Origin of the sequence: Billgrantia campisalis (assembly GCF_022341425.1) — a bacterium.
Classification (GTDB): Bacteria; Pseudomonadota; Gammaproteobacteria; order Pseudomonadales; family Halomonadaceae; genus Halomonas; species Halomonas campisalis.
This window is the reverse complement of sequence record NZ_JABFUC010000017.1, coordinates 1-17,524: the sequence shown is the minus strand read 5'-3', so window position 1 is coordinate 17,524 and position 17,524 is coordinate 1. Positions and strand designations below refer to the sequence as shown.

At 65.2% G+C, this 17,524-nt stretch carries 15 protein-coding genes; 5 read left to right on the top strand and 10 right to left on the bottom strand.

Annotation, left to right across the window (positions count from 1 at the left end):
* Positions 1–13 precede the first annotated feature (13 nt).
* Positions 14–1,309 carry an aspartate kinase gene (locus HOP52_RS17275; protein ID WP_238978649.1) on the top strand — a complete coding sequence of 432 codons (1,296 nt, stop codon included), beginning with the start codon at positions 14–16 and terminating at the stop codon, positions 1,307–1,309.
* A 12-nt stretch (positions 1,310–1,321) separates the two neighbouring features.
* On the opposite strand, the gene HOP52_RS17270 is transcribed toward HOP52_RS17275, so the two are convergent.
* The 9 genes from HOP52_RS17270 to HOP52_RS17230 all read right to left on the bottom strand — a co-directional run bounded on the left by HOP52_RS17270 (position 1,322) and on the right by HOP52_RS17230 (position 12,812).
* Positions 1,322–2,446: a Gfo/Idh/MocA family protein gene (locus HOP52_RS17270; protein WP_238978648.1), complete on the bottom strand. Its 1,125-nt coding sequence runs from the start codon at positions 2,444–2,446 to the stop codon at positions 1,322–1,324.
* Between the two features lie 79 nt (positions 2,447–2,525).
* The gene (locus HOP52_RS17265; protein ID WP_238978647.1) at positions 2,526–4,028 is read right to left on the bottom strand and encodes a CoA-acylating methylmalonate-semialdehyde dehydrogenase; all 1,503 of its coding nucleotides are present in this window, start codon (positions 4,026–4,028) and stop codon (positions 2,526–2,528) included.
* Positions 4,029–4,071: 43 nt separating this feature from the next.
* The gene (iolE, locus tag HOP52_RS17260) at positions 4,072–4,974 is read right to left on the bottom strand and encodes a myo-inosose-2 dehydratase (protein ID WP_238978646.1); all 903 of its coding nucleotides are present in this window, start codon (positions 4,972–4,974) and stop codon (positions 4,072–4,074) included.
* Between the two features lie 82 nt (positions 4,975–5,056).
* Positions 5,057–6,904 carry a 3D-(3,5/4)-trihydroxycyclohexane-1,2-dione acylhydrolase (decyclizing) gene (iolD, locus tag HOP52_RS17255; protein WP_238978645.1) on the bottom strand — a complete coding sequence of 616 codons (1,848 nt, stop codon included), beginning with the start codon at positions 6,902–6,904 and terminating at the stop codon, positions 5,057–5,059.
* A 1-nt stretch (position 6,905) separates the two neighbouring features.
* Entirely contained in the window at positions 6,906–8,852 is a 1,947-nt protein-coding gene (locus tag HOP52_RS17250; protein WP_238978644.1) for a bifunctional 5-dehydro-2-deoxygluconokinase/5-dehydro-2-deoxyphosphogluconate aldolase, read from the bottom strand.
* A gap of 89 nt (positions 8,853–8,941) precedes the next feature.
* The gene (locus tag HOP52_RS17245) at positions 8,942–9,739 is read right to left on the bottom strand and encodes a TIM barrel protein (RefSeq protein WP_238978643.1); all 798 of its coding nucleotides are present in this window, start codon (positions 9,737–9,739) and stop codon (positions 8,942–8,944) included.
* Positions 9,740–9,834: 95 nt separating this feature from the next.
* On the bottom strand, positions 9,835–10,695 hold the full coding sequence (locus HOP52_RS17240; protein WP_238978642.1) for an ATP-binding cassette domain-containing protein: 861 nt from the start codon (positions 10,693–10,695) through the stop codon (positions 9,835–9,837).
* Positions 10,696–11,823: an ABC transporter permease gene (locus tag HOP52_RS17235; RefSeq protein ID WP_238978641.1), complete on the bottom strand. Its 1,128-nt coding sequence runs from the start codon at positions 11,821–11,823 to the stop codon at positions 10,696–10,698.
* A 50-nt stretch (positions 11,824–11,873) separates the two neighbouring features.
* On the bottom strand, positions 11,874–12,812 hold the full coding sequence (locus HOP52_RS17230; RefSeq protein WP_238978640.1) for a sugar ABC transporter substrate-binding protein: 939 nt from the start codon (positions 12,810–12,812) through the stop codon (positions 11,874–11,876).
* A 208-nt stretch (positions 12,813–13,020) separates the two neighbouring features.
* Here HOP52_RS17230 and HOP52_RS17225 point away from each other — a divergent pair, with 208 nt between their 5' ends.
* From HOP52_RS17225 to iolB, 3 genes are read left to right on the top strand one after another with little or no spacing between them, the layout of a single operon-like run.
* Positions 13,021–13,884, top strand: coding sequence for a MurR/RpiR family transcriptional regulator (locus HOP52_RS17225; RefSeq protein ID WP_238978639.1), 864 nt, complete (start codon positions 13,021–13,023; stop codon positions 13,882–13,884).
* 30 nt (positions 13,885–13,914) lie between these two features.
* Positions 13,915–14,910 carry an inositol 2-dehydrogenase gene (iolG, locus tag HOP52_RS17220; RefSeq protein ID WP_238978638.1) on the top strand — a complete coding sequence of 332 codons (996 nt, stop codon included), beginning with the start codon at positions 13,915–13,917 and terminating at the stop codon, positions 14,908–14,910.
* An 18-nt stretch (positions 14,911–14,928) separates the two neighbouring features.
* Entirely contained in the window at positions 14,929–15,732 is an 804-nt protein-coding gene (gene iolB / locus HOP52_RS17215) for a 5-deoxy-glucuronate isomerase (protein ID WP_238978637.1), read from the top strand.
* A gap of 261 nt (positions 15,733–15,993) precedes the next feature.
* Here the strand turns inward: iolB and gap are convergent, their stop codons facing one another.
* Entirely contained in the window at positions 15,994–17,016 is a 1,023-nt protein-coding gene (gene gap / locus HOP52_RS17210) for a type I glyceraldehyde-3-phosphate dehydrogenase (protein WP_238978636.1), read from the bottom strand.
* Positions 17,017–17,379: 363 nt separating this feature from the next.
* Between gap and HOP52_RS17205 the strand changes: the two genes are divergently transcribed.
* Positions 17,380–17,524 (top strand): pyruvate kinase (locus tag HOP52_RS17205; RefSeq protein ID WP_238978733.1); only part of this gene is annotated, 145 nt, incomplete at its 3' end.

Genomic DNA, 17,524 nt, shown 5'->3' with positions numbered 1-17,524 from the left:
AAGGGACCCTTCCATGACCCGTATCTTCAAGTTCGGCGGCGCTTCCATTCAGGACGCCGACGCCATTCGCCATCTGGCCCACCTGCTCGACGCCCACGACAGCCGTCCCCTGATGGTCGTGGTCTCGGCCATGGGCAAGACCACCAACGGCCTCGAGGCCCTGCTGGCCGCCGCCCGCTCAGGCGCCGACGACGACTATCGCCAGCGGCTCGCCGCCCTCGAGGCGAACCACCTGGCCGTGGCCGAAGCGCTGCTCGGCGATGCCGCCCGGCCCGTGACACAGCGCATCACCGCGCTGTTCGAAGAGCTCGACGAGCGCCATCAGCGCTACCGGCAGGCGGCGTATTCGCTCCACTACGATCAGACGGTCTGCTACGGCGAGCTGCTCTCCACCCGCCTGGTGGCCGCCTGGCTGAACCACTGCGGCATCGCCACCGAGTGGTGCGACGCCCGCGAGCTGATCGTCACCGACGACCGCCACCAGGCGGCCAATATCGACTGGGAGGCCACCGCCGAGCGGGTGCGCTCGCTAGCGCTCGACGACGGCAGGCTCTGGATCACCCAAGGCTTTATCGGCGGCACCCGCGACGGCCTCTCCACGACCCTCGGCCGTGAAGGCTCGGACTTCAGCGCCGCCATCCTCGCCCACTGCCTCGACGCCGAGGACCTGACGATCTGGAAGGATGTCCCCGGGGTCTTCAATGCCGACCCGCGGCGCTTCGACAATGCCGTGCAGCTCCACCGGCTTAGCTACGCCGAGGCGGTGGAGCAGACCTGGTACGGCGCCAAGGTGATCCATCCGCGCACCCTGGCGCCCCTGCAGCGCAAGGGCATCCCGCTGACCGTGCGCTCCTTCCTCGACCTCGACGCCCCGCCCAGCCGCATCGGCCCCGAGCCGGGCGAGGGCGACCGCCTGCCGAGCTTTATCCTGCGCGACGACCAGCTACTGATCGATATCGCGCCCAGCGACTTCAGCTTCATCGACGAGGCGCGACTGGCCGATGTGCTCGCCAGGCTCGCCGCTGCCGGCCTGCACGCCAACCTGCTCGACCTCGAGGCCATGCGCCTGCGGCTGGTGGTCGACCACAAGCCCGAGCCGCTCGCCCCGCTGCTGGCCGACCTGGAGCGCGACTACCGGGTGACCACCCGGCGCGACCTGGCGCTGCTCACCGTGCGCCATCATAGCGACGCCCTGCTCGCCGCCCTCAGCGAGGGCAGAACGGTGATCGCGGAGAGGCGCAACGCCACCAATGCCCAGCGGCTGTTCCACGCAGAGGAGTGCCCGGAGACCTGGCACATCCCGGGGTGAAGCGACACACGCTCACACCCCGACCCAGGCACCTTCAGCGTGGGAACGCTCAACGGCGTCAATCATTAGGTTGACTCTGAGCGCCTCACGGAAATCCGGATAGAGTGGCTTGTCACCCACAATGCCCTCCACCAGATCGCGGATCTCGATGATCTTCTGGTCGTTGTAGCCAAGGCCATGGCCGGGGGCGGCGCTGAAGGAGGCGTAATCGGGATGCTCCGGGCCGACCAACAGGGTGCTGAAGCCGCGGCGCCCCTCAGGCCCTTCATGCTTGTAGAGCTGCAGTTCGCTCATGCGCTCCTGGTCGAATATGATCGCACCCTTGGTGCCGGTAATGGTGTAGGCCAGCCCCATCTTGCGCCCGGTGGCCACCCGGGAGGTTTCGATATTGCCGATCAGGCCACCGTCGAAGCGCAGCAACGCTTGCGCCTGATCGTCGTTTTCGACCTCGCCCAGTCCGCCGCTGCCGTCAGGCAGCGGTCGGCGCGGAATCACCGTCTGCAATTGGCCGAACACCTCGCTGATGCGCTGGCCGGTCAGATATTCGGCCATGTTCAGAATATGGGATCCCACATCACCCAAGGCCCCGGCTCCGGCGGTGGCCCGCTGGGTATGCCAATCCAGCGGCTTGGCGGGGTCAGTCATGTAGTCTTCGTTATGACGACCGCGAAAGTGGATCAACTCACCAATCTCGCCACTCTGTACGATCTCCCTGGCCAACTGAGTGGCCGAGTTACGGATATAGTTGAAGCCCACCAAGGTCTTCACCCCCTCCCTTTCGGCTGCCTCCACCATCTCGAGCGCATCGGCAGCGGTGAGGGCGAGCGGCTTCTCCGCGTAGACGTGCTTGCCCGCAGCGATGGCGGCCAGGGCCATTTCCTTATGCAGAAAGTTGGGGGCACAGATATCTACAACGTCTACCTCGGGATCCTTGACCAGCGCCTTCCAATCTCCGGTGGCACGTGCAAAGCCAAGCTCCCGGGCCTTGCGCGCGGCCAGCTCGTCATCAACCTCGGCGAGCAGATCGCAGACCGGCATCGCAGGCAGATTGAAAACGGTGGGGGCGGCCTTGAGGGCGATGGCATGGGCCTTGCCCATGAAGCCGGTGCCGATCAAGCCAATATTGAGCGTCTGCATCCTATGAGTCCTTTTACCTATCCAGTCGCGCCGGCCCTGGAGACCGGCGCCCTGGCAAAGCTGCCATTAGAGAGGGAGATCAGAGCGTCGGCATGGTGAAGTGGTTGGTCTCTTCCCGGATACCGCTGGGCCAGCGCTGGGTGATGGTCTTCATGCGGGTGTAGAAGCGCACGCCATCGGGGCCGTGCATGTGCAGCGGGCCGAACAGGGAGCGCTTCCAGCCACCGAAGCTGTGAAAGGCCATGGGCACCGGGATCGGCACGTTGACGCCGACCATGCCCACCTGGATCTGTTCGCAGAACTGGCGGGCGGCGTCGCCGTCGCGGGTGAAGATGGCGGTGCCGTTGCCGTACTCGTGGTCGTTGATCATCGCCACGGCCTCATCGAAGCTCGCCGCGCGGGCGATGGCCAGCACCGGGCCGAAGATCTCCTCGCGGTGGATGCGCATGCCCGGCGTGACGTGGTCGAACAGCGTGCCACCCACGAAGTAGCCGTCACCGGCGCCCTCGACCGTGGCCTCCCGGCCGTCCACCACCAGCTCGGCGCCCTCGTCCACGCCGGTCTGGATATAGCCGCGGACCTTCTCCAGGTGCTCGCGGGTGACCAGCGGCCCCATGTCGTTGTCAGGGCCATCCACCAGACCGGGACCGACCCGCAGCTTGGCCAGCTCGGCGATGAGCTTCTCGCGCAGCCTCTCGGCGGTCTCCTCACCCACCGGCACCGCCACCGAGATCGCCATGCAGCGCTCGCCGGCGGAACCGTAGGCGGCGCCCATCAGGGCGCCGACAGCCTGGTCGAGGTCGGCATCGGGCATGATCACCATATGGTTCTTGGCCCCGCCCAGGGCCTGGACCCGCTTGCCGTGGGCCGACGCCGTTGCGTAGATGGTCTCGGCGATGGGCGTGGAGCCGACGAAACTCACCGCCTGAACCCGCTCGTCGGTGAGCAGCACCTCCACCGCCTCCTTGTCGCCGTTGACCACGTTGAAGACACCGTCGGGCAGGCCGGCCTCCTTGAGCAGCTCGGCCAGGCGCATCGGCGCGGAGGGATCCTTCTCGGAGGGCTTCATGATGAAGGTGTTGCCGCAGGCGAGTGCGACGGGGAACATCCACATCGGCACCATGGCCGGGAAGTTGAACGGCGAGATGCCGGCACACACGCCCAGCGGCTGCATCATCGAGTAGCTGTCCACCCCGGTGCCCACGTTCAGGGAGTGCTCGCCCTTCTGCAGGTGCGGGATGCCGCAGGCGAACTCGACGACTTCCAGGCCGCGGGTCACCTCGCCCTTGGCGTCGGAAAACACCTTGCCGTGTTCACTCGAGATCAGCCGTGCCAGCTCGTCGGCGTGCTCCTCGACCAGCGCCTTGAACTTGAACAGGATGCGTGACCGCTTGAGCGGGGTGATCTTCGACCACTTGGCGAAGGCCGCATGGGCGATGCGTACCGCCTCGCGGGTCTCGGAGGCGCTGGCCAGTTCGACCTGAGCGCGCTGCTCGCCAGTGGCGGGATTGTAGACGGGAGCGGTTCGTCCGCTGGCGCCCTCGACCACCTGGCCGTTGAGGAAATGATGAATCTGGTTCATGGACGTCTTCTCTCTGTAAATCCGTTGTGCGCGATTGGCCGTATCAGTCGGCTACCTGGAAACCCGCCTGTTCGGCCAAGGAACGTAAATTGCGATACCCCAGGCGCGCATAGGTGAGCGGATGGGCCACCTCGGGGTCCTGCTCGGCCTCGACCACCAGCCAGCCCTGGTAACCCACCTCGCGCAGGTGAGTCAGGGCCGGCAAGAACTCCACGTCACCATCGCCCGGCACGGTAAAGAGGCCATCGAGCACCCCGTCCAGGAAGCTCTTGTCACGATTGCGCAGCTCGTCCAGCACCCCGAAACGCACATCCTTGCAGTGCACATGGTTGATCCGCGAGGCGTAGCGCTGGGCCACCGCCAGGGGGTCTCCGCCGGCACCGCTCAGATGGCCGAAGTCGAGCAGCAAGCCAACGGAATCGCGGGTACCGTCAAGCATCCGCTCCACGTCCGCCTGGCTCTCCACCACGGTGCCAAGGTGGTGGTGATAGGCCAGCTGCACCCCCTGCTCCTTGAGGTAGTCGCCCACCACGCTGAGCCCCTCGGTGAGGCGCTGCCAGTCGGCATCGCTGAGGTGGGGGCGCCGTGAAAGCGGCACCGCCTGATTACCGTGGATGCAGCGGCTCACCTCGCAGAACACCATCACCTTGGCGCCACAGGCCTTGAGCAAGTTGAGATGGTCCTGTACGGCGGCGATCTCCTCCTCGGGCGTGCGCTCCAGCAGCCGGGCGGAGTACCAGCCGGAGACCAGCGCCAGGCCGTAACGACCAAGCACGGCCGAGAGAGCCTCCGGGGTGCGTGGAAACTTGTTGCCCAGCTCGAAGCCGGAAAAGCCGGCCTTGAGCCCCTCCTCGAGACACACTTCCAGAGGCGTATCGGCGCCCAGGCTTGGCAGGTCGTCGTTGGTCCAGGTCAGGGGATTGATCCCCAGGCGTACGGTAGACATGACGTGCTCCTTTAAGGGGCAGGCCACCCGGCCCGTCCCTTGTCATGAGTAAACGGATGAATCGTTACGCGGCGTAACGGGTTCAGCGATGCTGGCGCCGTTTGGCCTCGCGGTAACCGCGATAGGCCTCGTTGACCTGCTCGCGCTCGGAGACTTCGGGCACCGCCACTTCCCACCAGGCACCGCCCTCGGCGGTACTGAGCAGCGGGTCGGTGTCCAGGGCGATGACGTAGGTGCCGCTGGCCTGGCGAGCGCGCACCAGCGCCCGCTCCAGTTCAGCGATGCCGCTTACGCTCTCCGCCTGGCAGCCCAGGGAGCGGGCATGAGCGGCGAAATCCATCTTGGGAGCCCCGTCGGGCACCGTGCGGCAGTCCTCCAACAGGTTGTTGAAACCGGCGCCGCCGGTGGCCTGCTGCAGGCGATTGATGCAACCGAAACCGCGGTTGTCGAGCACCACCACGACCAGCTTGTGGCCCAGCATCACCGAGGTGGCGAGCTCGGAGTTGTGCATCAGGTAGGAGCCATCTCCCACCATCACGTACACCTCCCGCTCGGGACGCGCCATCTTGACCCCCAGGCCACCGGCGATCTCGTAGCCCATGCAGGAGAAACCGTACTCGACGTGGTAGCTGCCCGGGCCCGAGCACTGCCACAGCTTGTGCAGTTCCCCGGGTAGCCCGCCCGCGGCGCAGACCACGGTGCCATCCGCGTCGGCCTGACGATTGACCGCACCGATCACCTGAGCATCGGTGGGCAGGTCACGCCCCTCGTCGGCGGTGACCCTGGCCACCACCTCGGCCCATTCCCGCTTCAGCCCGCCAACCCGCTCTCGCCAGGCGTCAGAGGCCCGCCACTCGGCCAGGCCAGCCTCAAGCGCCTCGAGTCCATCCAGGGCGTCGCCGATCAATGGCAGGGCATGGTGCTTGTGACTGTCGAAGCGCCCCACGTTAAGCGCCACCAGGGTCAGGTCGTCGCGCTCGAAGAGCGCCCGGGAGCCGGTGGTGAAATCCTGCAGGCGGGTGCCCACAGCGAGGATCACATCCGCCTGCTCGGCAAGCCGGTTGGCAGCCTCGCTGCCGGTGACGCCGATGGCGCCGGCAGCGCAGGGATGAGAATCGGCCAGCGCCCCCTTGCCAGCCTGGGTCTCGGCCACCGGCACACCATGGGCCTTGGCGAAAGCGGCGAGGCGCTCGCAGGCCCCGGCATAGTGAACGCCGCCTCCGGCGATGATCAGCGGGCGGTCGGCCTGCGTGAGTGCGGCAATCGCCGCTTCCAGCTCGCGGGGATCCGGCTGGGGTCGGCGGATGCGGTGCACCCGAGGGACAAAAAAAGTCTCGGGATAATCATAGGCGAAGGTCTGCACGTCCTGGGGCAGCGCCAGGGTCGCCGGACCGCAGTGCTCAGGATCGAGCAGGGTGGCGATGGCCTGGGGCAGACTGGTCAGCAGCTGCTCAGGGCGGGTAATGCGGTCGAAGTAGCGCGACACCGGCCGGAAACAGTCGTTGACCGTCACGGTCGGATCACCGAAGTGCTCCACCTGCTGCAGCACCGGGTCGGGCTCGCGGGTGGCGAAGGTGTCCCCCGGCAGCAGCAGGACCGGCAGGCGGTTGGCATGGGCCAGGGCCGCGGCGGTCACCATATTGGTGGCGCCCGGGCCGATGGAGCTGGTGGCCGCCATCAGTCGTCGCCGACCGTTGGCCTTGGCGAAGGCGATGGCGGCATGGGCCATGGTCTGCTCGTTGTGGGCGCGCAGGGTCGGCAGGGCGTCCTGGGCGTGGTAGAGCGCTTCGCCGAGGCCGGCCACGTTGCCGTGGCCGAAGATGGCGAAGACGCCCTCGAAGAGTGGCACCTCGCGCCCCTCATGCTCGATGCGCTGGGCGGCCAGGTACTTGACCAGCGCTTGGGCCATGGTCAAACGGATGGAGCGCATATCAGGCTTCCTCCAGTTGGGGGGCGGTGCGGCGAAGGCGCCGCCACTCCTGGATCAGTTCGGCATAGTTGTCGGCGACGCGGCCGACCAGGGTGGCATCGTCGATACGCCCGGCGAGCCACTCGCGGCTCGCTGCGGCGAACAGGGTGCGCCCCACGGTGAAGCCCTTGCAGTGCCCCTGCCGGGCTGCGGGGCCAAAGCCTCGCTTCAGCTCATCCATGGGCGCATCGAGGCCGAGCAGAACGACGCCACGACAATGCGGATCCTGGACGTCGATGATCCGCCCTACCGCCTGCCAGGCCGCCTCGGACATGGCCGGCAACTTCCACCAGTCAGGACGAATGCCCAGGTTATAGAGGCGCTGTAGGCTGCGCGGCAGGGTCGTGTCGTCCACCGGCATGCCGGCCGGTGGAATCACCTCGACCAGCAGCTCCAGGCCGTTATCACAGGCCGAGCGATAGAGCTGACGCAGGCGCGCCTCCTGCTCCAGGCGCAGCGTCAGGTGGTCGTCGGGATGGTAGAACACCAGGCACTTGATGATGTGTTCGGCGGGCCAGTGGCGTAGCCGGCTGCCCAGATCGTCGCCGTGCTGGAAACGCAGCGGGCGTGAGCTCGGCAGTTCCACCGGGCGACCGATCCACCAGCCGCGACCGCTGGCCTCGTTGAGGGCGTCCTGGCCGAGCACGTCGTCCACCAGGATCGCCGGCCTGGCCAGTTCACACCGCTGGGCGCCCTCCTCGGCGGCCCGCACCAGCAGCCGCTTTAATGTCGGCAGGCGTTCGGGGTCGGCATGCTCCTCGCGGGCCATATCGGTGATCTGGCGGCGATGATCGAAGGCCAGGCCACACACCTCGGGCCACGACACCGGCGTGCGGGTGGTGACCCGATGCAGATGATTGAGGCGCTCGTCCCTATCGGGGCGAGGCACCTCATCGCGGCGCGCCAGATAGTCGAATAGCTCCTCCTCGGTGGGCATGGCCGGCGCACAGCCGTGGCGGGAGACCACCAGGGCGCCACAGGCGTTGGCGTAGGCGGCGCTGGTTGCCCACGCTTCGCCTCGCAACCATCCCCGCAACAGTCCGCTCATAAAGGCATCGCCGGCACCCAGCACATTGAGCACCTCGATCTTGACGCCGCGAACCAGGATGCCGTCCTCGAGCCGATCGGGAATCTCACCTTCGATCACCACGCACCCTAGGGGCCCGAGCTTGCAGACCAGGGTGGCGGTGCTGACCCGGCGCAGCGCCCGCAGCGCCTCCAGGGTATCGGTGCTGCCACCAGCTATATGGAACTCCTCCTCGGTGCCGACGATCAGGTCGAAGTCACCGAGCCACTGCTGCAAATCGGTGGTAACCGTCTCATCGGCGATAAAGCGGGTCTCGCCGTCGCCAGGCGTGGTCAGGCCCCAGAGGACCGGCCGGTAGTCGATGTCGAGCACCCGCTTGACGCCGTGCTCGGCGGCCGCGTCCAGCGCCTTGCGGCAGGCGCGTCGCGTGGTCTCCGTAGAGAGGTGAGTGCCGGTGATGGCCAGCGCCCGGGCACGACCAATGAAGGCCGGGTCAATGGCCTCGGCATCGATGGCCATATCGGCGCAGTCGCGCCGGTAGAAGAGCAGCGGGAAGCTGTCGCGATCCTTGAGCGCCAGCAGCACTAGGCCAGTATGACGCTCCGGGTCGGTCTGCAGGGCCGAGGTATCGACCCCGGCCCGCTGCAACTCCTCGCGCACGAACTGTCCCATCTGCTCGTTGCCGACTCGCGACAGCATGGCGGACTTGAGCCCCAGCCGCGCGGTGCCGTAGGCCATGTTGCCGGAGCTGCCGCCCAGGTACTTGGCGAAGCTGGCCACATCCTCGAGGTGGCTGCCGATCTGCTCCGAATAGAGATCGACGGCGACGCGGCCGAGGCAGATCAGATCCAGTGGTCTGTTGTCGGTGTTCATTTTTTGCATACTCTCTCTCCGCGTCGTATGACGTACTGCACCTGATCGGTGGCCAGCCGCCGGGCTGACCTCTACGTGGGCACCACGACGCAAACCATTCAAAGGGTGAAGGCATCTCTGAAGCGCTGCAGGGCCAGTTCGTCATCGCCGGAGGCCCATCCCTCCAGGCCAACGGTTCCGCGATAGCCGATCTCATTGAGGGCCCTGGCGATGGCCGGATAGTGGATCTCGCCACTGCCGGGCTCGCAGCGGCCGGGCACATCAGCCACCTGGATCTCACCGATATAGGGCGCACAGCGGCGCACCAGCTCGACCAGATTCCCCTCGCCAATCTGGGCGTGGTAGAGATCGAGCATGATGCGCACCTCCGGGCGATCCACGCTGGCCACCAGCGTCAGGACATCTTCCGCACGGGCGAAGGGCACCCCCGGGTGGTCGACGGCGGTATTGAGGTTCTCCAACACGAAGGTGACCCCATGCTGCTGGCCAAGGTCGGCCAGGCGGTTCAGGGTGTCAGCCGCCTGGATCCACATGGGCCCGGTCACATCGGTGCACGGCTTGACCGGCAACCCTTGGCCGTCGAGGCCGGTGCCATGCAAGTTGAGCCGGGGGATGCCCAGCGTCTTGGCCACAGCAATCGATTCCCTGGCCGTCTCGACCAACCGGTCGGCACCCTGTCGGTCGGCGAGGGTTCCGTCGATATAGCCGGTCATGGAGGAAAAGGGCGCACCGGTGTCTACCAGGGCCTGAATGTCATGCTTCGTCCAGTCCCAGATCTCCACCTGGAAGCCCAGGGCATCGATCCGCCTGACCCGCTCGATGACCGACAGGTCGCGGAATACCATCTCGGCGCAGACCGCCAGGGTGAAGGGGGATTCTCCTGATCGTGGATTCATTGCCACAGCTCCGTGAAAGCGGTTGGCGATGCGCTTGCGCGCACCGGATTCGGCATTTCCCGCCCGCTGGTATGAAGCAGCCAGGTTTGCTTACTTCATGTGCCAGAGGCGCTCGATGTCTCCTGCCGGGACGCGGCACTTTCACGGCTCGCCTTCCTCTCCGTGTCGCTGCGCTGGAACTCGGCCAGCTCGGCGTCGAGGCTCTCGAGTTCGGCGCCACCGGCCATCATGTTCAGCACCTCTTCACGGGTGATGTCTGCCTTGCGGAAGGTACCGAGACTGCCGCCGCGCGACAGCAGGGTGAAGGCATCGGCCACCGGGAAGGCGTGATGGACGTTGTGAGTAATGAAGATCACCGCCAGGCCGTCGGCCTTCGCCTTGGCGATATAGCGCAACACTACCGAGGCCTGCTTGACCCCCAGCGCCGAGGTGGGCTCATCCAGAATCAGCACCTTGGCACCGAAATAGACCGCACGAGCGATGGCCACGCACTGGCGCTCGCCCCCCGAAAGTGTGCCCACCGCCTGGCTGGGGTCGCGCACATCGATACCGATCTTGGCCATCTCTTCCTTGGCAACCCGATCGGCGTACTTCCAGTCGATGCGCTTGAAGGGGCCCCAGCCGACGGTGGGCTCGCGACCCATGAAGAAATTGCGGGTGATCGACATCAGCGGAATCATCGCCAGATCCTGGAAGACGGTGGCAATGCCGGCGTCCAGCGCATAGGCCGGGGACTTGAAGTGCACGGGCTCGCCATCCAGAAGCATTTCGCCGTGGGACGGACTATGCACACCCGACAGGGTCTTGATCAGGGTCGACTTGCCGGCGCCGTTGTCACCCAGCAGGCACATGACCTCGCCGGAGCACACTTTCATCGAGATGTCGCTAAGGGCGATGACGCTGCCGAAATGCTTGCTGACGTTGCGCATTTCGATCATAGGAGTACGTTCACTCATTTACTTGGCCTCCATCGCCTTCTTGCGCATGAAGTTGTTGAACAGCACAGCGACCAGCAGCATTACGCCGAGGAAGACCTGGAACCAGTCGGTATTGACGCCGGTATAGAAGATGCCCATCTGCACCATGCCGAAGATCAGGGCGCCGAGCGCTGCACCGATGGCGGAACCATAGCCCCCGGTGAGCAGAGCCCCCCCGATGACCACCGCAATGATCGCTTCCAGTTCCTTGAGCAGGCCGCGGATGGTGTCCGCCGAGCCGGTATCCATCACCTGGATGCAGGCAAAGATGGTCGCGGAGAAGGCGGTGAAGATGAACAGCGAGATCTTGACCCGGTGGACCGGGACGCCGGAGTTGCGGGCGGCATTCTTGTCGCCACCGCTGGCGAAAATCCAGTTGCCGTAGGGGGTGCAGAGCAGGACCCAGGTCGCCACGGCCGTGAGGCCGAGCCACCAGACGATGGAGACCGGGATGCCAGTAACCACCGGATTACCGGCAAAGTTGGTGGCGATCCAGCCCTGTGTCGCCATCCAGGCGAACAGCCCCGTGGCCACCTCCCCGGAGAACAGGGCCGCGAACCAGTCACCCGGGACATGCTCATGCACGCCGCCGACCTGTGTACGCCCGGTCAGCAGGCGGCTGATGCCAATGGCCAGGCCGCGCAGAATGAACAGGAACCCCAGGGTGACGATAAAGGAGGGCAAGCCCGTCTTGTTGACCAGATTGCCATTGATCCAACCCACCAGGGCTGCACAGGAGAAGGCCAACAGGATGGCGGCCCACAGCGGCCAGCCATACTCCACCGCTGGGATGGCAATGAGGATGCCGGCCAGGCCGATCATCGAGCCGATGGAAAGATCAAACTCGCCACCGATCATCAGCAGTGCCGCAGCGGTGGCAATGATGCCCAGCTGGGCGGCCACCTGGAGGACGTTGATGATACCCGCCGGCGTGAACATGCCGGTGCCACTGGCCGCAACGATAAAGAAAGAGAGGACCAGCACAGCGCCGGCCAAGGCTCCAAGCTCCGGCCGGCTGAGAGCCTTCTTCCAAAGCGGTATCGCCTGCAAGCGCTCGTCCTTGGTCTCCGGTGCAGCGGCTGGGGTGGGTTCTTGATTAGGTTTCATAATACGACTCCCGGGCCCGGCGTTGCCGGGCCTGTGTTTTAAGCAGCGGGTCAGCGAATGCCTTGATTGCTCAATTCGATGACCTGGGCAGCGTTGTCTTGGGTCACGAATCCAGGACCCGTCGCCACATCTCCCGCCGGGAGCAGGCCATGGCGAGCATACTGGTCGAGGAACATCACCGGCAGATAGCCCTGCAGGTACTGCTGCTGGTCGATGGCGAAGTCCATCTCACCTGCCTCGACGGCCTGCAGAATGCTCGGGGAGAGGTCAAAGGTGCCAATGGTGAACATGTCGAGAGCCCCCTGATCGCGAATGGCACGCACCACCGGATCGGCAGCCAGCGCACCCAGGGCAAGGACGCCTCGAACATCGCTGTTCTGGTTCAGATAAGCGATGAGGGCGCTACGGATGCCCGTCGGATCATAGGTCGTTGCCAGCTGACTGGCGTTGCCGTCGAAGCCATCGACGAAGCCATCGCAGCGCTGGTCGAGCCCCTGGTTGCCCTGTTCATGGTTAATGCAGACCCCCTTCTCGACACCCATCTCCTGCATACGCTCGGCGGCGAGCTTGCCCGCCTCGTATTCGCTTTGGCCGATGTGCAGGCGGGCCCCGTACTTACTGGACACATCCCCACCGGAATTGATGGTGATCACCGGGATGCCATTGTCGGTCGCGCGCTGCACAACGCTGCCTAGAGCATCCTCATCGGTAAAAGAGAGGATCAGCCCATCGGGGCTGGACGCGATGGCTGCATCCACCAGCTGCTGCATGCGAGCCATGTCGAAGGTGGAGGGAGCGCGATACTCGAGGCGCGCCCCCACCTGCTCGGCGGCCTCATCGGCACCATTCTTGACCACTGACCAGAAGGGATCGGAGGGAACGCCGTGGGTCACCATGATGAAACGGTTGGGCTCTTGAGCCTGGACCGATCCGGCCATCATGGCGGCGGCGGCCGTGGAAGCGAGAAGCCATTGAGATAGACGTGCCATGGGTGATGTCCTCTTGGTTGTCATTGTGTGGTGCTGATTGCATGAAGCGCATCGACAAATGGAATATAGATTCCAATCATGGATAAAATCAAACCAATTGTTCTATACTTTGGTATTATTGGAATGTTTATTCCATAGCGCCTAGACTGCCCGCAAGCATTCGCTCCAGAGTCAACGCCACCTTGGCGACGGCAAGGAAGAACGACAGATGAACACGACACCCCAGGACTTCAACGAGCTGGAAACGCGCATCACGGCGGAGTACCCGTCGCTGAGTCGACGCCTGCAGCAGACTGCACGGTTCATGCTCGACCACCCCCAGGAGGTCGCCTTTGCCACCGTGGCCAGGTTAGCCGAGCAAGCTGGGGTTACCCCCTCCACCCTGATCCGCTTTGCCAACAGCTTCGGCTTCAAGGGTTTCTCGGAGATGCAGCAGCTGTTCCGCTCTCGGCTGGTGGACGAGCTGCCCAACTACACCGAACGGATTCGCGCCGTGCGCAGTGCCACCGGCGAAACCCCCGACAGCACCCAGCTGCTGTGGGAGTTCGCCGATGCTAACCGAGAGGTGCTGGAGCAGCTGCCGGGCCGCATCGACCCGCGCCATCTGGAACAGGCCCTGGATATCTTCGAGCGCGCCCAGGCAGTGCATGTGATGGGCGCCAGGCGCAGCTTCGTGGTAGCCAGCTACATGACCTATGCGCTGCACCATATCGACAAGCGCGCCTTCCTGGTCAACGGCCTGGGGGGGATGTACACCGAACAGGTGCGCGCCATCGGCAAACAGGATGCCCTGCTGGTGGTCAGCTTCTCCCCCTATGCGGAGGAGAGCAGGCAGGTGGCAGAGGCTGCCAGCGAGCGTGGCCTGCCTCTGATAGTGATCACCGACTCCAGCCTTAGCCCGCTGGCTCGACTGGCCGACGTAGTGCTGGTCGTGCACGAAGCCGAGGTCAAGAGCTTTCGCGGTCTCACCGCCTCGCTGTGCCTGGCCCAGACCCTCGCCATCTCACTGGGAGTACGCCAGGACAAGGCAAGGGATGCCAAGACACAAGATCCGGATGCGGAACGCGCCTGACGACTGAACCAACTATAAGGAGAAGTTCCTATGAGACTCGCCCTGATCGGCGCCGGACGCATCGGCAAGGTGCATGCCCAGGCCATCGATCGTCACCCCAAGGTGACGCTTGCTGCCGTTGCCGACTACCACGCCGCGGCAGCCGAGGCTCTGGCCGCCCAGTATGGCGCTCAGGCTGTGAGCGTCGATGCCATCTTCGCAGATGACGGCATCGACGCCGTGCTGATCGCCTCCAGCACCCCCACCCATGCCGACTACCTGGAACAGGCCGCCCGCGCCGGCAAGGCGATCCTCTGCGAGAAGCCCATCGCCCTGGATCTGGCCCGCACCCGTGATGCCCTGCAGGTACTGGCCGCCCATCCGGTGACCTGTGCGCTCGGCTTCAACCGCCGTCACGACCCCCAGTTCGCCGCCCTCAAGCGGGCGCTGGACGAAGACCGTATCGGCCAGCTCGAGACGCTCTCCATCATCAGCCGCGACCCCAGCCCGCCCCCGGCGGAGTATGTCGGCGCCTCCGGCGGCCTCTTCCGCGACATGACGATCCACGACTTCGACATGGCCCGCTGGTTACTGGATGAGTCCATCACTCACGTCCACGCCGAAGGCAGCTGCCTGATCGACCCGGCCATCGGCGAGGCCGGCGATGTGGACACCGCCATGGTCACCCTGACCACCGCCAGCGGCCGGCTCTGTCATATCAGCAATTCCCGCCGCGCCTGCTATGGCTACGACCAGCGCATCGAGGCCTTCGGAAGCGCTGGCATGCTGCAGGCTCAGAACGAGAGCGAGACCCGCCTGCGTTTCACCGGTGAGCCGGGCCAGGTGGAGGAGAAGCCCAAGTGGTTCTTCCTGGAACGCTACGCCGAGGCCTACAGCCTCGAGATCGGCGACTTCGTCGATGCCTGGAAACAGGGCCGAGCACCAATGGCTGGCGCCCAGGACGGCCTGGAGGCACTGCGCCTTGCCGAGGCAGCCGAACGCTCACTGAAGGAAGGCCGCCGCATCGCCATCGACGACATTCACTGAACGCCACAGGAGCGACCCATGACGTCACTACTGGTCCGCCCGCACGAGCCTGATGCCCAGGGCAAGGTACTCGAAGTCACCCCAGCCTCCGCCGGCTGGGACCACGTCGGCTTTCGCGTCCACACGCTGGCCAAAGGGCAACACCTCGAGGGCAATACCGAGGGCCGCGAACACTGCCTGGTGCTACTCAGCGGCCGCGCCAGCGTCACCAGTGGAGAACACCGCTGGGAAGACATTGGCGAGCGCATGGATATCTTCGAGAAAGCCCCGCCCTACTCTGTCTATCTACCCGACGGGGCAAGCTACAGCGTGGAGGCCACCACCGACCTGGAATTGGCTGTGTGCAGCGCACCCGGCCACGGTAACCATGCGCCACGCCTGATTACCCCCGACCAAGTCAAGTGCAGCACCCGCGGCAGCGGTACCAACACCCGCCATATCCAGGACATCCTGCCGGAAACCGAGCCGGCGGACAGCCTGTTGGTGGTGGAGGTCTACACCCCGGCGGGCAACTGGTCGAGCTACCCGCCCCACAAGCACGACGTGGACAACCTGCCCGAGGAGTCGATCCTTGAGGAGACCTACTACCACCGCGTCAATCCTTCTCAGGGCTTCGCCTTCCAGCGGGTCTACACCGATGACCGCTCCCTGGACGAGACCATGGCGGTGGAGAACGGCTGCTGCGTGATGGTACCGCGTGGCTACCACCCGGTGGGCGCCGCCCACGGCTATGACCTTTATTACCTCAACGTGATGGCCGGTCCCAAGCGAGCATGGAAGTTCCAGAACGACCCGGCTCATGAGTGGATCGTCAAGCAGTGAGCGGGTGACACCCGCAGCGTCAGACTCTCCGACCTGACGTCTCTTCACCCCGCCTCGGCGGGGTTTTTTCCATCTCAAGGCCAATGAGATAGGTGGCGGACACGACCAGGCTCCAGGCGGGCCAGGCGTCGCCGGTCAGCACAAGGCGTCCTTGCTAAGGAATTGGTGAAGCAGCGGCATACATAAGGTGGGCCCGGACACACGAACGCCGGGACGGTCTCCCGTCCCGGCGTTCGTTCGTACCGAGGCCAAATCAGCGCATCAGGCGGCGTCGCGCTTGGCGTCGCTCGCCGTCTGCATGGCCAGGGCGGTATCCAGCATACGGTTGGAGAAGCCCCACTCGTTGTCGTACCAGGCCATGATCTTGACCAGTCGGCCGTTCACCCGGGTATGGTTGGCATCGAAGGTGGAGGAGTTGGCGTCGTGGTTGAAGTCGATGGAGACCAGCGGCTGGGCATTGACCGCCAGCACCGGGGAGGCCTCGGCGGCCTTGGCGACGATGGCGTTGATCTCCTCCTTGGTGGTGTCCCGCCCGGCGGTAAAGGTCAGGTCCACCAGCGAGACATTGATCACCGGCACCCGCACCGCCAGGCCGTCGAACTTGCCGGCGAGCTCCGGCAGCACCAGGCCCACGGCGGCGGCGGCCCCGGTCTTGGTGGGGATCATCGAATGGGTCGCGCTGCGCGCCCGGTAGGGGTCGCTGTGGTAGACATCCGATAGGTTCTGGTCGTTGGTGTAGGCGTGCACCGTGGTCATCAGGCCGTTCTCGATGCCCACGCTATCGTTGAGCGCCTTGGCGATCGGCGCCAGGCAGTTGGTGGTGCAGGAGGCGTTGGAGACCACCTTGTGCGCGGCAGTCAGCACGTCCTCGTTGACGCCGTAGACCACGGTGGCATCGGCATCCGGGCTCGGCGCGGAGATCAGCACCCGCTGGGCGCCGGCCTCCAGGTGCTTGGCGGCGGCGGCACGCTTGGTGAACAGCCCGGTACACTCCATTACCAGGTCGACGCCCAGCGCCTTCCACGGCAGGAGGGCCGGGTCGCGCTCGGAGAGGATGGCGATACGGTCGCCGTCCACGCTGAGGCTCTCCTCGTCGTGCTCCACCTTGAAGGGGAAGTGACCATGCACGGTGTCGTGGCGCAGCAGGTGGGCGTTGAGGGCCGGGTCGCCGAGATCGTTGATGGCCACCACCTCGACGCGATTGCGATAGCCGTTCTCGTACAGGGCGCGCAGCACGTTGCGGCCGATCCGACCGAAGCCGTTGATTGCGATCTTGAGTGTCATGTCCTCTCTCCTCCAGAGCGTCTCTGTGGCAATTCAGGGAAGCGGGGCAGAGCCGGTGGGCAGAGATCGGGCATCGAAGATGCCGGCTGGGCAGCCTGCGGCTCCTGGTGATATGACCCACAATGTGACGCAAACTGATCAGGGACTCAAGATTTTTTTGGTAACTTTACGACATAATGGCCTAAACAGCTTACGCCGAACGCTCCTGACGTTGCTCGCTTACTCACTTTATAGGCTAGCAGAGCCAGCGTTTCGGGCAAGCGGCTACGGCTGAGGCCGCGACGGCAACGATGTAGTAAACTTACCTGAAAACCGCTATGGTTGTAGTCTGACGACATTTCCTTTCCTCCCAGGAGGCGCAACATGCCGAACCAACCGCTGCACACCCCCATCCGCCGCACCAAGATCGTCGCCACCCTGGGCCCGGCCAGCGACCGCGACGGCGTGCTCGAGGCGATGATCGCCGCCGGCGTCGACGTGGTGCGCCTCAACTTCTCCCACGGCTCCG

Bases quoted from the DNA above. Each gene is read 5' to 3' on its own strand.
- HOP52_RS17275 (WP_238978649.1), top strand. From the start codon at position 14: ATGACCCGTATCTTCAAGTTCGGCGGCGCTTCCATTCAGGACGCCGAC.
- HOP52_RS17270 (WP_238978648.1), bottom strand. From the start codon at position 2,446: ATGCAGACGCTCAATATTGGCTTGATCGGCACCGGCTTCATGGGCAAG.
- HOP52_RS17265 (WP_238978647.1), bottom strand. From the start codon at position 4,028: ATGAACCAGATTCATCATTTCCTCAACGGCCAGGTGGTCGAGGGCGCC.
- iolE (WP_238978646.1), bottom strand. From the start codon at position 4,974: ATGTCTACCGTACGCCTGGGGATCAATCCCCTGACCTGGACCAACGAC.
- iolD (WP_238978645.1), bottom strand. From the start codon at position 6,904: ATGCGCTCCATCCGTTTGACCATGGCCCAAGCGCTGGTCAAGTACCTG.
- HOP52_RS17250 (WP_238978644.1), bottom strand. From the start codon at position 8,852: ATGCAAAAAATGAACACCGACAACAGACCACTGGATCTGATCTGCCTC.
- HOP52_RS17245 (WP_238978643.1), bottom strand. From the start codon at position 9,739: ATGAATCCACGATCAGGAGAATCCCCCTTCACCCTGGCGGTCTGCGCC.
- HOP52_RS17240 (WP_238978642.1), bottom strand. From the start codon at position 10,695: ATGAGTGAACGTACTCCTATGATCGAAATGCGCAACGTCAGCAAGCAT.
- HOP52_RS17235 (WP_238978641.1), bottom strand. From the start codon at position 11,823: ATGAAACCTAATCAAGAACCCACCCCAGCCGCTGCACCGGAGACCAAG.
- HOP52_RS17230 (WP_238978640.1), bottom strand. From the start codon at position 12,812: ATGGCACGTCTATCTCAATGGCTTCTCGCTTCCACGGCCGCCGCCGCC.
- HOP52_RS17225 (WP_238978639.1), top strand. From the start codon at position 13,021: ATGAACACGACACCCCAGGACTTCAACGAGCTGGAAACGCGCATCACG.
- iolG (WP_238978638.1), top strand. From the start codon at position 13,915: ATGAGACTCGCCCTGATCGGCGCCGGACGCATCGGCAAGGTGCATGCC.
- iolB (WP_238978637.1), top strand. From the start codon at position 14,929: ATGACGTCACTACTGGTCCGCCCGCACGAGCCTGATGCCCAGGGCAAG.
- gap (WP_238978636.1), bottom strand. From the start codon at position 17,016: ATGACACTCAAGATCGCAATCAACGGCTTCGGTCGGATCGGCCGCAAC.